The 14,587-nt window shown below is 56.1% G+C and carries 11 protein-coding genes; 5 read left to right on the top strand and 6 right to left on the bottom strand.

Annotation, left to right across the window (positions count from 1 at the left end; genetic code table 11):
- Positions 1-719 precede the first annotated feature (719 nt).
- Both QN359_RS03390 and QN359_RS03385 read left to right on the top strand, forming a co-directional pair.
- Entirely contained in the window at positions 720-1,181 is a 462-nt protein-coding gene (locus tag QN359_RS03390) for an OsmC family protein (RefSeq protein WP_322247236.1), read from the top strand.
- A 5-nt stretch (positions 1,182-1,186) separates the two neighbouring features.
- Positions 1,187-1,825: an FMN-binding negative transcriptional regulator gene (locus tag QN359_RS03385; protein ID WP_322247235.1), complete on the top strand. Its 639-nt coding sequence runs from the start codon at positions 1,187-1,189 to the stop codon at positions 1,823-1,825.
- 23 nt (positions 1,826-1,848) lie between these two features.
- Here QN359_RS03385 and QN359_RS03380 read toward each other — a convergent pair whose 3' ends face one another.
- The 6 genes from QN359_RS03380 to QN359_RS03355 form a co-directional block, all read right to left on the bottom strand.
- The gene (locus QN359_RS03380) at positions 1,849-3,099 is read right to left on the bottom strand and encodes a Zn-dependent hydrolase (RefSeq protein ID WP_322247233.1); all 1,251 of its coding nucleotides are present in this window, start codon (positions 3,097-3,099) and stop codon (positions 1,849-1,851) included.
- The gene (gene hydA, locus QN359_RS03375; protein ID WP_322247232.1) at positions 3,099-4,526 is read right to left on the bottom strand and encodes a dihydropyrimidinase; all 1,428 of its coding nucleotides are present in this window, start codon (positions 4,524-4,526) and stop codon (positions 3,099-3,101) included. The genes QN359_RS03380 and hydA overlap by 1 nt, the downstream gene beginning before the upstream one ends.
- 39 nt (positions 4,527-4,565) lie before the next feature.
- Positions 4,566-6,011 carry an NCS1 family nucleobase:cation symporter-1 gene (locus tag QN359_RS03370; RefSeq protein ID WP_322247231.1) on the bottom strand — a complete coding sequence of 482 codons (1,446 nt, stop codon included), beginning with the start codon at positions 6,009-6,011 and terminating at the stop codon, positions 4,566-4,568.
- A gap of 125 nt (positions 6,012-6,136) precedes the next feature.
- Positions 6,137-7,411, bottom strand: coding sequence for an NAD-dependent dihydropyrimidine dehydrogenase subunit PreA (gene preA, locus QN359_RS03365; RefSeq protein WP_322247230.1), 1,275 nt, complete (start codon positions 7,409-7,411; stop codon positions 6,137-6,139).
- Positions 7,404-8,765: an NAD(P)-dependent oxidoreductase gene (locus tag QN359_RS03360; RefSeq protein WP_322247228.1), complete on the bottom strand. Its 1,362-nt coding sequence runs from the start codon at positions 8,763-8,765 to the stop codon at positions 7,404-7,406. Before QN359_RS03360 ends, preA begins: the two co-directional genes overlap by 8 nt.
- 54 nt (positions 8,766-8,819) lie before the next feature.
- Positions 8,820-10,130: an aspartate aminotransferase family protein gene (locus QN359_RS03355; protein ID WP_322247227.1), complete on the bottom strand. Its 1,311-nt coding sequence runs from the start codon at positions 10,128-10,130 to the stop codon at positions 8,820-8,822.
- Between the two features lie 167 nt (positions 10,131-10,297).
- On the opposite strand from QN359_RS03355, the gene QN359_RS03350 reads away from it, so the two are divergent.
- From QN359_RS03350 to QN359_RS03340, 3 genes are all read left to right on the top strand, one after another.
- Complete coding sequence (locus QN359_RS03350; RefSeq protein ID WP_322247226.1) at positions 10,298-11,722, top strand: PLP-dependent aminotransferase family protein; 1,425 nt, start codon at positions 10,298-10,300, stop codon at positions 11,720-11,722.
- Positions 11,715-12,347 (top strand): TetR/AcrR family transcriptional regulator, encoded by a 633-nt coding sequence (locus QN359_RS03345; RefSeq protein ID WP_322247225.1) that lies wholly within the window; start codon positions 11,715-11,717, stop codon positions 12,345-12,347. Before QN359_RS03350 ends, QN359_RS03345 begins: the two co-directional genes overlap by 8 nt.
- Positions 12,348-12,453: 106 nt before the next feature.
- Positions 12,454-14,583, top strand: a complete 2,130-nt coding sequence (locus QN359_RS03340) for a GGDEF domain-containing protein (RefSeq protein ID WP_322247224.1) — start codon at positions 12,454-12,456, stop codon at positions 14,581-14,583.
- Positions 14,584-14,587: the final 4 nt, after the last annotated feature.

The raw sequence follows: 14,587 nt of genomic DNA, 5'->3' as shown, positions 1-14,587 counted from the left end.
TGGCGCTTGACGCCACGCGTACTTCAGGATTATATTAGAGCCATGTCCTCTCCAACACACATCACCGTCGCGAAACAAGCCAAGCTGCACCAAGCTGTGCTGGCCGTTTCCGCTCTGATGCTGCTATCACTACTGACCCTACTAGCGCTACGCTGAATCAGTCTGCGCTGTACGTATTACCAAACCTCGTTTCACCTGATCTGCCTTGCTCGTTTCACCGCATCATCGCATTGCTCTGATCAATCATTTTCACGTTGCATACAAAAACTACCATGTCCGAAATCGCTATTATTCGCCGTCGCCAGTTTGCATCCACACAGCCATCGCCGTGCTGCGTACGCCTGTCCTTGACGCTGGCGCTACTACGACTAGCGACCGCTTAAAGGCCTCGCGTCCTCGGTGGCTGCCTTTAAGTTCTCCCCCACCCTCGCTTGAAAATTGTTTGACCGCGACCCTCGCAGTCGACTTCGTGCGCCCTTTTTTTATTGCCGATCACGCAAATCCGATTCTGTAATACAGAATCACGCCATCCGCTTCCGCCCTTTATCATAGGTGCCGGGACTGCTGTAGCGCAGACGACCACGAGTCCTCTGCGCGCAGAATGTGGCATCCCCTCCCCTCAGTAGCAAAACCCGCCAGCATTTTTTTTCATCACAAAATGCCATCGCGAAAACTTTCACGCTAAACTCTTCTCATTGAACCCCTAATGGAGAACAGCGATGGATAACTATCAAGCGCAAGTCATTTGGCAACGCCAGCAACAGGAATTTTCCGACAACAAATACAGCCGCGCACATGAATGGAAATTCGACGGTGGCCTGAGTGTGCCGGCTTCGTCGGCACCGTCTTCGGTACCGCTGCCGTATTCGCTGGCCGAAAATGTCGACCCCGAAGAAGCCCTGATCGCGGCGCTGGCCAGTTGCCATATGTTGTTTTTTCTCGCCTTCGCCTGCAAACAAGGCTATATCATCGATACCTATGATGATGAAGCCATCGGCACGATGAGTAAAAACGAACGTGGCCGCCTGTATATTTCCGCCATCACGCTGCGCCCGCGCGTGCTGTTTTCCGGTGACAAAACAGCGACAGCAGAGCAAATCAACGCCCTGCACGAGCTCGCGCATGAACACTGCTACATCGCCAATTCGGTGCGTGCCGAAGTCACTATCATGGCGCGCTGAAGACGATGTATCAACCAGCCCACTTCATCGAAAACCGCCTCGAAGTTTTGCAACAACTGATCGCGGCCCATCCGCTGGCTTGCTTAGTCCATCATGATGAGCACGGACTCGACGCCGATTACCTGCCTATGCTGCTGAGCGCGCCAACTGCCGCTGCACCGTTCGGCACGCTGCGCGGACATGTGGCCAGAAATAATCCACTGTGGAAAAATCAAGACCAAGTAATGCTGCTGTTTCAAGGACCGAGTGCCTACATCACACCGAGTTGGTATGCCGAAAAAAAACTCAATGGTGCCGTGGTGCCGACTTATAACTATGCGGTCGTGCAGGCTTATGGACGGATACAATTGGTCGAAGATCCGGCCGTCTTTCTCGCCTTGTTGACCGATCTCACGCAGCATTTCGAAACCCCGCGGTCACAGCCGTGGCAAGTCAGCGATGCGCCGCCCGACTATATTCGCAACTTGATGAATGAGATCATCGGCATTGAGATTACGCTGACCCGTCTGAGCGGGAAATGGAAAACCAGCCAAAATAAATCACTGCAAAACCGCAGCCACATCGCCGTCAGTCTGCGCGACGATGCGCCGGTAGCGGCAGCGGATTTGGCTGATTTGATGGAACGGCAATTGTTCGAGCCTTGAGCAAGTGCAGAACAACTCCCGCTTCAAGAAATCGCGCCAGCCTGACTGAGCATGGCATGCAGCAGCACATTGCAGCCGGCCGCCAGATGCGTAGGCTGTGCGTCTTCGATTTCGTTATGGCTGATACCATCCTTGCAGGGCACGAAAATCATACCTGCCGGCGCAACTCGGGCGGCGTAAATGGCGTCATGCCCGGCCCCTGATACCACATCCATGCTGCTGTAACCGAGCAGCGCGGTGGCGCTGCGTACAGCACTGACGCAATCAGGATGAAACGGACAGGGTGGGAAAGACGACACCCGCTCCAGAGTAATCTGCAAACCGCTGCGCTGTGCGGTCTGTTCGACATAGGCCAGGATTTCAGCATGCATGGTATCGAGCAGTTCTGGCGTGACATTGCGTAAATCGATGCTGAATTTGACTTCGCCGGGAATCACATTGCGGCTGTTCGGGAATACTTGCACCATGCCGACCGTACCGCGACCATAAGGTGGATAGCGATTCCCGATGTGAACCACCTCTTGCATGATGCCGGTGGCGACTTGCAAAGCATCTTTGCGTAAGGCCATAGGCGTCGGGCCAGCATGCGCTTCCATGCCGGTGACGATACAATCATACCAAGACAGGCCGAGTACGCCGGGTACCACGCCGATGACGACGTCTGCATCTTCGAGCACCGGCCCCTGTTCGATATGCGCTTCAAAATACGCACCGATAGGATGCTGGCCCGGCACTTCGCTGCCGAGATAGCCGATGCGGCTTAATTCTTGCAGCACCGTGCAGCCGTCGACATCCGTGGCGGCATACGCATGTGCGAGACTGAAGGCGCCGCAAAATACGCCCGAGCCCATCATCACCGGCACAAAGCGCGAACCCTCTTCATTTGTCCAAAATGCGACTTCCAATGGCGCCTCAGTGTGAATGCCATGATCGTTTAAGCTGCGCATGACTTCGAGTGCCGCCAGCACACCATAATTGCCATCAAATTTACCGCCGGTAGGTTGGGTATCAATATGGCTGCCGGCCATCACCGGCGCGCGGGTCGGATCGAGCCCGGCACGGCGCATGAAAACATTGCCGATCTGGTCGGTTGTGATGCTAAGGCCAGCGGCGCGGCCCCATTGAATCACCAAGTCGCGCGCCTGGCGGTCGAGCTCACTCAGCGCCAGCCGTTTCACCCCACCCTTAGGCGTTGCACCAATCTGCGCCAGTTCCATCAAGGCGCTCCAGAGTCGGTCGCCATCGATACGAATTGCTGCTGTTTCCATGTTCATTACTCCGAAAGTGAGTGTGCGCCTTGTTTATCCAAGGCTTCGAAGACTGCCGTAAACGGCGGCCGTTTGACGTAATTGCCGGCACCTGCTTGGGCCCGCAAGTCGCCCTGACAAAATACCAAGCGACCGGCGCTGATGGTGTGAGTCGGAATGCCGCGCACACGGCGGCCTTCGAATACATTGAAGTCGCCGCGCGAAAACTGGGTGGCGGCCGACAGCGTCTTGCTGCCGGCCGGATCCCATAACACCAGATCGGCATCGGCACCGACCGCGACCACGCCTTTACGCGGATAGATATTGAAAATTTGTGCGCAATTGGTCGAGGTGACTTTGACGAATTCGGAACGGGTCAGGCGACCGCTGTTGACGCCGGCATCCCACAACACCATCATACGTTCTTCGACACCGCCACAACCATTGGGAATTTTTGTGAAGTCGTCTTGTCCGGCAGCTTTTTGGCCGGCGCAAAACGTGCAATGGTCGGTCGCCGTGGTATGCAGATTACCGCCCTGCAAGCCTTGCCATAAGGCCCGCTGATGTTCGCTGCTGCGAAATGGCGGACTCATCACATGCGCAGCGGCGGCGGCAAAATCGGGCTGGTAATAGACGCTGTCGTCGACTACTAAATGGCCGGCCAATACCTCGCCATACACGCGCTGCCCGCGCGCTCTGGCGCGCGCGATGGCGTCGAGCGAATCAGTACACGAGACATGCACGATGTACAGCGGGGTATTGAGCACGGCCGCGATGGCGATGGCGCGCTGTGCCGCTTCACCTTCCACCAGCGGCGGACGCGAAGCCGGATGCGCCGCCGGCGTGCGTTCTCCCCGCGCCAATAAATCCTGCTGCAACAGATAGACCAGCTCGCCATTTTCCGCATGCACGGTCGGTATGGCACCGAGCTCGCGCGCACGGCGAAAGCTTTTTACCAGAATTTCATCATCGGCCATGATAGCGTTTTTGTAGGCCATGAAGTGTTTGAAACTATTGACACCATGTTGCGTGACCAAGGTTTCCATATCGGCGTGCACGCTGTCATCCCACCAAGTGATGGCAACATGAAACGAATAATCGGCGGCGGCTTTAGCGGCCCAGCCGCGCCACTGATGATAGGCATCCAGTAAATTTTGTTGTGGTGCGGGAATGACGAAATCGATGATGCTGGTGGTGCCGCCGGCCAGCCCGGCGGCACTGCCGCTGAAAAAATCATCTTGCGTCACCGTACCCATGAAGGGCAACTGCATATGCGTATGCGGGTCTATCCCACCCGGCATCAGGTACAAGCCATCGGCATCAATGATTTCGGCACCGAGTGGCGCTTCCAGTGCCGCACCGATGGCGACAATCTTACCGTCCGCGCACACAACATCGGCGCGAAATTCCCTATCGGCGTTGACCACGGTCGCGCCACGTATCAGGATGCTCATACTGCCTCCAAGAAGTTCGAGAGCGACCGCTGTCGCCGCTTATTTTTTAAGTTTCATCAAGATCAAATACACCGATCCCGCCAGTGCCAGACCGACAAACCAGGCATAGGTGTAGAGCGTATTCCATACTGCTGCGACAGCGCCAAAGCTGGCCGGGAAAGCCGCATGCAAAAAGCCGGGAAGATTCGGTAACACCCCAAGTACAAAGGCAATCACTGCGGCCGGATTCCAGCCTTGCCGATAACTGTAGATACCGGTATCGCTGTAAAGTTCGGCCAATTCGATGCGGGTTTTGCGGATCAAGTAGTAATCGACGATCAGAATACCAGCGATCGGCCCGAGCAAAGCCGAATACCCGATCAACCAAGTGAAGACATAGCCTTGTGTGGTTTCGAGTATCTTCCAGGGCATCATCACCAAGGCGATCGAGGCGGTGATATAGCCACCCGTGCGGTAAGAAATGCGCTGTGGATGCAGGGCAGAAAAATCATAGGCCGGGCCGACCAAGTTGGCCGCCAAATTCACCGATACGGTATCGATCAGCAGAATCACCAAAGCGATCAAGACTGCTGCGCCGCTCATGCGACTGGCGACATCGACCGGATCCCATAAGGCTTTGCCGTACAAGACTACGGTGGCCGAGGTGACGATCACCGCCAACAGCGCCAGCAAACCCATCGGTGCCGGCAAGCCTATGGTCTGGCCGAGTAATTGATCTTTCTGCGATTTGGCAAAACGCGTGAAGTCAGGAATATTCAATGCCAGCGTGGCCCAGAAGCCGACCATGGCCGTCAAGGAAGGCCAGAACACGATCCAGAATTGCCCGGCTTTTTTGCCACCGGCGACGAATTGCGATGGCTGATCGAGTAAAGGACCGAAGCTGCCGACCTGGTTGTAGACCCAGCCTAAGAGTAAAAAACAAATCAGAATTTTGAGTGGTGCGGTATATGTTTCGAGTCGGCGTATCGCATCCATGCCGTGAAAAATGTACCAAAACTGGATACCCCAGAACAGTAAAAAGCACAGCAACTGGGCGACGTTAATGCCTAGCCCGGCAATCGGCTCACCGCCGAGCGGATGACCGAGCAAAACTCCACCCAAGGTGTAGATCATCTGGGCACCAAACCAGGTTTGTATACCGTACCAACCGCAAGCAACGATGGCGCGCATCAGTGCAGGTAAGCGCGCACCGCGCACGCCGAATGAGCTACGTGCCAACACCGCGTAGGGGATACCGTATTTGGCACCGGCATGGCCGATCAAGAGCATCGGCACCAGCACGATGGCATTGGCCAGAAATACCGTCCACACCGCCTGATAGCCGGACATGCCACCTTCTATCAAACTGGCTGCCAGCGTATAGGCGGGAATACACATGACCATTCCAACCCACAAGGCGGCGAAGTGATACCAGCGCCAGGTTCTCTGGGCCTCGGTAGTCGGTGCCAAATCGGCATTCCAGAGCGGATTGTTTTCTGCTTGCATGTTGTCTTCCCTGTTGTAAGGTGGTGATACGGGTGCTGGTGTCAGCAGCCTACCATATTGACTCAGCAAGCTTCGTTCCAGCTACCGTCTCGAGCACAGCGACGCGCCGACACACTGGCAAGTCGCTACTTCAACACCGCACGGGGGTTGCGCGCATCCTCAGTCCAATTCATATAGGCTTTGCCATTGTTCTGCGGCAACATGCTGATGCAATTCTCGACCGGACAAGTGATCTGGCACAGATTGCAACCGACGCACTCGGCCGTCTTGACTTCGTAGCGCCGTGCGCCGTTCGCATCGATCAATTGAGAGATCGATTGGTGCGAGGTATCTTCACAGGCGATATAACAACGCCCGCAAGCGATGCACAGATCTTGGTCAATGGCGGCAACGACCTCGTAATTCATATCGAGGTATTTCCAGTCGGTGGTATTGGCGATGGCCTTGCCGGAAAAATCGGCGATCGTCGCATAACCGTGCTGATCCATCCAGCGCGACAAACCATCGCACATTTCGTTGACGATGCGAAAGCCATGCAGCATCGCGGCGGTGCAGACTTGCACCGAACCGGCACCAAGTGCTAAAAATTCGGCCGCGTCGCGCCAATTGCCGATGCCGCCTATGCCCGAGATCGGCAAACCGCGGGTAGCGGGGTCACGAGCGATTTCGGCCACCATATTGAGGGCGATCGGTTTCACCGCCGGGCCACAATAGCCACCATGGGTGCTTTGCTGACCGACGATGGGGCGAGCAATCATTTGCTCGAGATCGACTGAGGTGATGGAATTGATGGTATTGATCAGCGAGACCGCATCGGCACCGCCAGCGCGGGCTGCGCGGGCCGGCAGCCGCACATCGGTGATATTGGGGGTCAGTTTGACGATAACCGGTAAGGAACAATATTGTTTACACCAGCGCGTGATGCGCTCGACATATTCCGGCACTTGCCCAACCGCAGCACCCATGCCGCGTTCCGGCATACCGTGCGGACAACCGAAATTCAATTCTATGCCGTCGGCCCCGGTCGCTTCTACCAATGGCAACACGCGCTTCCAACTCTCTTCTTCGCACGGAAACATCAGCGAGACAATCATCGCGCGATCGGGCCAAGCCTGTTTGACTGCCGTGATCTCGCGCAGATTGATGGCCAAGCTGCGGTCGGTAATGAGTTCGATGTTATTGAAACCGATGACTTCGCGATTTTTTCCAAAGTGCGCCGAATAACGTGAAGACACATTCACCGGCGCTGGATCTTCGCCCAAGGTTTTCCACACCACGCCACCCCAACCGGCTTCAAAGGCGCGTATCACGTTGTAGGCCTTGTCGGTCGGGGGTGCCGAAGCGAGCCAAAAAGGGTTGGGGGCTTTGATACCGGCAAAATTGATGGAGAGATCAGCCATGGTTTACCTGTGCTTTCAAATCGTGGTCGATCGCGTCGGCCGCGAGCTTGCCGTGTTGTACCGCTTGTACCGTCAAATCCTGCCCGGCAGCGATGCAATCGCCACCGGCATACACACGCATCAGACTGGTGCGATAGGCGGCGTCGACGGCAATTTTATCGTGCGAGAACTGCAATCCATCAGTTCCGGCCAGCGCGCTGCGTTCCAGCGTTTGTCCCAGCGCCGTGAAAATCGCTTGCGCGGGTAATTCGAAGCTTTCACCGCTACCACTGAGTAAGCCAGCGACTTCGCGGGTACGCTCGAAACGCATGCCACACACGCGGCCTTCTTGGTCGAGCAAGACTTGCTGCGGTGCTGCCCAAGTAACTATCCTGACCTGATTTTGCCGAGCAATCGATTGCTCGTGCAAGGTCGCCGACATCTGGGCTGCACCACGGCGGTACACCAGCGTGACTTGTTCGGCACCGAGCCGAGCGATCTGCACCGCCATATCGATGGCGGTATTGCCGGCCCCGATCACGATGCAGCTGCGTGGCAGTGGCAAAGCGCTTAAGTCTTCGGCTTGACGCAAGGCAGCGATATACTCTACCGCCGGCAGCAAGCCCGGCGCATCTTCCCCACACAGTCCGAGCCGACGACTGGCCGCCAAGCCGAGTGCCAGAAACACGGCGGCATGCTGGCGCAGTAAATCGCTGAGATGCAGATTCTTGCCGAGTTCTTGCTGATAACGCAGCGTGATTCCACCGATACCGAGTAAAAATTCGATTTCTTTCTGCGCCACCGCATCGGGCAATTTGTAGCGGGCGATGCCGTATTCATTGAGACCGCCCGGTTTGTCATGTGCCTCGAAAATCACCACGTCATGGCCGCGCATGGCCAGCCTATGCGCGCATGCCAAGCCGGCCGGACCAGCACCAACCACGGCCACGGTGTGGCCGCTGGCCGCTGCGCGCGCGAACGGATGGCTGGAAAACTTGGTGTTATCGAGCGCATAGCGCTGTAACAAGCCGATGCGTACCGGTGCGGCTTCGCTGGCATGATTGCGCACGCAGGCCTGCTCGCACAGAATTTCGGTAGGACAAACGCGCGCGCAACTGGCACCGAGTATGTTTTGCTGCAAAATACCGACCGCGGCCCCCTCGATATTGCCAGTGGCGATGTGTTGTATAAACCCCGGCACATCGATCTGGGTCGGGCAAATGCGCATGCACGGCGCATCATAGCAATACAAACAGCGCGCACTCTCGAGCGCCGCGGCCCGCGCGCTCAGGGCTGGTACCAAATCGGCAAACTGTGCCGCCAAGACCTCAGGTTCGGATTGTGCTGATGCCAAATGCTTTAAAGCTTGCAACATAGTGACTCCTGAAAGTGAAAGCGTGCGCGCTCGTCCTCAGATTTCGAGGAGAAATCAATCGATTTTTTTCAGTATCTCGGTGAGCTTGCCGAACAATAGATCGATGTGGTGTTTTTCAAGAACCAGCGGTGGCGATAAGGCGATGATGTCGCCGGTGGTACGAATCAGCACGCCTTCGGCGAACGCTTGTTTGTACACGGCCATGGCTCGTGCGCCGACTTGACCCGGGCGCGAGGCCAATTCAATCGCACCGATCAAACCGACATTGCGCAGATCGATCACATGCGGCAAGCCTTTGAGCGAATGCAGCGCGTCTTCCCAATACGCCGTCATGCTTTGCGCATGTTCCAGTACTTTTTCTTCTTTAAATACCTGTAAGGCCGCCAAACCGGCCGCACATGCCAGCGGGTGACCGGAATAGGTATAGCCATGGAAAAATTCTATGCCGGCCGGGCTCTCGAGCAGAGCGTCGTAAATCATCTGTTTGCTGAACACCGCGCCCATAGGAACGACACCGTTGGTGAGACCCTTGGCAGTCGTCATCAGATCGGGATAGACAGAAAAATAATCGCAGGCGAATGGCGTGGCCATACGTCCGAAACCGGTGATGACTTCGTCGAAAATGAGCAGAATGCCGTGCTTATCACACAATTCGCGCAAGCGTTTGAGGTAGCCTTGCGGTGGCAAAATCACCCCGGCCGAACCGGATAAGGGTTCAACGATGACGGCGGCAATGGTCGAGGCATCATGTAAAGCCACCAAACGATCGAGTTCATCGGCCAGATGCGTGCCATATTCGGGCAAGCCGCGGCTGAAAGCATTTTTTTCCAGATTATGCGTGTGCGGCAGATAGTCAACACCAGCCAACAAGGTAGAGAATTGTTTACGATTGGCCGGCAAACCGCCGATCGACATACCGCCGAAACCAACCCCGTGATAACCACGTTCGCGACTGATGAAGCGGGTACGCTGCGCCTCGCCACGTACACGATGATATGCCAGCACCATCTTGAGGGCCGTATCGACCGCTTCCGAACCGGAATTGGTATAAAACACTTGGCCGAAATGTTGGCCACTGTAATCGATCAATTGTTCGGCCAATTCAAACGCCGCCGGATGCCCCATCTGAAAAGCCGGCGCATAATCGAGCGTGGCCACAGCCTGCTGCACCGCCCGCACGATAGTCGGGTGAGAATGACCCAGCGGGACACACCACAAGCCGGCGGTACCATCGAGAATATCGCGCCCATCTTGATCGCGGTAATACATGCCGGCGGCCGAAGCCACCAAACGTGGCGCTTGTTTATAATCACGATTGCCGGTGAAGGGCATCCAATACGCATTTAATTGTTGCTTGCTGAGCATGCAGTTCTCCTGAAAACAATTTACCAATCGGTAAAACTATGTTGAAATCCTAATGAAGGCCAAAGTTCGGCAACAGATACAGCCAGATCAAATCGACCCAACCGTATAGTTTTTTTTACCTGTACAGTTATATGATGCGCCGCCCCACCAACCACAGGAAATCTCTCATGCAAGTCATGCCCGACGCCGAAGCTTTACTCTGGCCGCAAGTGACGCTGGCACGCAGTCGCCAAGCCAGCTTGGTAGAGCAAATCGTGCAGGAAATCACGCGCCTGATACAGTTGAATCAGTTGCCGGTGGGCCGCAAGATGCCATCGGTGCGGCAATTCGCCAAATGCAATGCCGTCAGCACCTTTACCGTAGTGGAATCGTATGAGCGTCTGATCACGCTCGGTCTGCTCAGCTCGCGCCGCGGTTCCGGCTATTTTGTCAACCGCGCGTCGGCACCAACGCAAGCCGCGCCGCCGCTCGGGCTGCCCCATGCACTGGATGCGCTCAACCCGGAACTGTATTCCGGCGTCTCGAGCGCGCTGCCGGTCGGCTCCGGCTGGCTGCCGCCGGAGTGGTATGGTGACGACATCTTGCTCGATGCCTTGCGCCAGGCGGTGCGAATTCCCAGCCAGCGCTTGCGCGGCTACGGCAATCCACTCGGTTTTCCCAGCTTGCGCCAGCAATTGGCCGCCACGCTGACGGCGGATTTGTTTCAAGTCGATGCCGAACAAATCGTGCTCACCCACGGTGCCACCCATGCTTTCGATCTGATTCTGCGCACCCTGTGCAAACCCGGTGACACCGTGCTGGTCGAAGATCCGGGCTACAGTAATCTGCTGTCGCTGATCCGCCATCACGGTTGCATCCCGGTCGGTATTGCGCGCGACGCCGACGGGCTCGATCTCGACAGCCTGTGTGCCAAAGCGCTGCTGCACCAACCGAAACTGATGTTCGTCAACACCGTGCTACATAATCCGCTCGGTACCAGTCTGAGTCAAACTCAGGCGCACCGCTTGCTGGCCTTGGCCGAACAATATGACTTCTGGCTGGTTGAAGACGATATTTACCGCGAACTCTGCGTGCGCGCCGAACCCTCGCTGGCGGCGATGGATGGCTTGCGCCGCGTGATACGGGTCGGCAGTTTTTCCAAAACCCTCTCGCCCACCTTACGGGTCGGCTCGGTGTGTGCCTCGCACTCGCTGATCGATGAACTGGTACGCATCAAGATGCTGGCCGGTCTGACCACCTCGGAAATCAATGAACGTGCGGTACTGCACGCGATCAGTTCGCGCCTGTACCGACGCATGCTGGAAAAACTCAAGCGTCAACTCGACAGCAGCCGCGACGCCGCCCTGCAATTGCTGCTCACGGCCGGCCTGACGCCTCTGGCCGAGCCACGCGGCGGCATGTTCATCAGCGCCGGCTGGCCCGACTCCAAGCTCAGCGCCGCCAGCATCGCCAAGAGCGCCTTACAAGCTGGCATACTGTTGGCACCAAATGATTTTTTCCGCCTCACAGCCAGCCCCCATCCGTGGTTCCGCTTTAATATCGCCTATACAACTGGCAGCGTGCTCAGTGAGTTTCTGGCCAATCATGGATAAACGTCCCCACTCCAGTCAGCGCGATGCGCTGCAAGCGCGTATCTTGCAAAGCGCGGTGGCAGTATTTGCCGAAGCCGGCTATGCCGGCAGTTCGGTAGCCAGCATTGCCGAGCGCGCCGGCATCTCCAAGCAGAACCTGCTGTACTACTTCGCCAACAAACAATGCCTGTATCAAACTGTGCTCGACCGAGTGCTCGATCAATGGTTGGAACGAATGGATATTTTGGCCGACCAAGAGCAAGAGCCGGCTCAGTTGCTGCGCAGTTACATCGCCGCCAAATTGCGTTTTTCGCGCGAGCAGCCGCAAGCCTCACGGGTCTACGCGATGGAAGTGATCAGCGGGGCACCGATCTACGGTGCACGCTTGCGCGAAAAAATCTTACCCTTGCTGAAAAAAGATATCGCCGTATTCGAACTCTGGATCAGTCAAGGAAAAATTGCCGCCGTCAATCCCACCCATTTACTGTTTCTGATTTGGGCCATGACCCAGTCGTATGCCGATTTCAGCATGCAAATGAGTCTGGTACTGGGTCATAGTCCTTTGTTGGAAGGCGATTTTCTCGATGCCGAACAATTGATCGTCGATTTGATACTGCAGCGGCTGCAAGCTAGCCGTAGTGATTGAATCAGCCGCAGCGCACAAGGACAGCGTCCGGTTTACAGGCTATGATTGCCGAAACCGTCGTTCCGCGTAACAATACCTGACTCACGTTTTTTTACCCCCACTGCTTATGCACTCTTTGCTGGAAAAGATTTCCCTTACACTCAGACTGCGCCGCATCGGCGTGCGCCTGGCCCTGAGTTACGGCTTGTTGCTGGCTTTATTTCTGATCGTGATCTTACTGCTGTACGGGCAAATCAACCGCATGACGCGTCTCGACGCGCAATTCGCCAATACCGAAATCGGCAGCCTGCTCGAGGTACAGGCGCTGAGCCTGTCGACCGAAAGCGTCAGCAGTGCCTTGTTGCAGTTGCTGACCGCGACGCGCGACAAACGTATCAATGAGTACACCGGTGTCGATGAAAAGAACCGCCGCATCAGCGCGCTGATCATCGCGCTTAAACAAAAACTCAGCGATCAGGAACAAATCGACACGCTGCAGCGCTTGGAATTACGCCGCGATAATTATCAGCATATGTATATTGCACTGGTCAATCTGCTCGAAGAGGAGGGCCAGGAAGCCGCCAAGCTGAGTTTTTCCGATGATGTGCAACCTGCCCTGAGCGCTTTGTTGGAAGAATCAAATCGCTTACTGCTGCATGAACAAAAGCTAATTCAAGAATCTCAACAGCAATCGCAAGCGGCGCTGGCCCATACCGCTCTGTTGGCCATCGTATTGTCGGTGCTGGCCTTGCTGGCAGCGGCACTGCTGGCTTGGTTGACCACGCGCAGTGTGGTGGCACCGCTGGCGCAATTGCAATCGAGCGCGCTCAACATCGCCGCTGGCGACTACCACTCCAAGGTGCCGGTCACGCGCACAGAAGAAGTCAATGAAGTCGGCCTGGCCTTGAATACCATGGCCAGCGCGATTGCTGTGCGCGAAAAAGAAATTGAACAATTGGCGTATTATGACCCGCTCACCACGCTGCCCAATCGCACCTTCTTGCTGAAACATTTCGGGCACACCGACATGCGCCACCATGCGCTGATACTGATGGACTTGGCACGCTTAAAAAGCGTCAATGAAACTTTGGGTTTCGACAGTGGCGACACCGTCATCGCTGAAGTCGCGCGGCGCCTGGCCGCGATCGTCAGCACACACGACCTCCTCCGGCCAGCGGTGTTGATCAAATTAGCCGGCGGCATGTTCGCAGTTTTGTTTTGCGCGCGCGATCACAGCAGCGTGAACGAGCTGCAGCAACGCATAGACAGCGCCATGGATATACCGGTACGCTGCGGCCCGCATGCGATCGACATCAATTTGGTATATGGCTTGGCAATCAGCGGCGCAGTCGCGCTGAGCTTACTAAACCTGCTGCGCAATGCTGAAGTGGCCTTGTATGCGGCCAAACATAGCATGCGCCAATTAGCTTGGTACAGCGACGCGCAAGAAGCCTCGCGCCTGACGCATCTGAGCTTGGTATCGGATTTACGTGCCGCCGTCAAAGCGGCAGAACTGCAAATGTGGCTGCAACCGAAGATCATGCTGGCCGATTCGCGCGTGTATGGTTTCGAAGCCTTGGTACGTTGGCAGCATCCGCAGCGCGGCTTCATTTCGCCGGCCGAATTCATTCCCTTCGCCGAACGCACTGGTTATATCAGCCTCATCACCGAATGGATACTCGAGAGTGCGCTGAGCACCTTGTCTGACTGGAAAAGCACTTATCCAAATCTGAGCATTGCCATCAACGTGAGTACCCAAGATTTGCGCGACAAACAATTTCCCGAACGGGTAGCCGCGCGGCTGCAACAAGCACAGATTGCGCCGCACTTGCTGCGCATGGAAATCACCGAAAGCGGCATCATGGAAGATCCTGCCAGCGCCATCGAATTACTGCAACGCTTACGCGCCACCGGCATCGGTATTTCCATCGATGATTTCGGCACCGGCTATTCATCGCTGGCATATTTACAAAAATTGCCCGTCAATGAACTTAAAATCGATCGCAGCTTTGTCACCGACATCGATCTGCACAGCCATACCCAAGGCTTGGTCAAGACCATTATTGACATGGGCCACGGCCTTGGACTCAGCGTCATCGCCGAAGGCATAGAAACGCCGGCCGAACGCGCTGTATTGGAACGACTGGGCTGCGATGCCATGCAGGGCTATTTAGTCAGCAAACCCTTATACGGCCAAGCGCTGACAGACTGGTTGGCCGTGCATGCCGCAGCCGACGCGCTGCCTGAGCCTGGTTAACGAT

Origin of the sequence: Undibacterium sp. 5I2, assembly GCF_035019605.1 — a bacterium.
Taxonomy (GTDB): Bacteria; Pseudomonadota; Gammaproteobacteria; order Burkholderiales; family Burkholderiaceae_D; genus Undibacterium.
The sequence above is the reverse complement of the archived record's forward strand: the minus strand, read 5'-3'. Positions and strand labels throughout refer to the sequence as shown.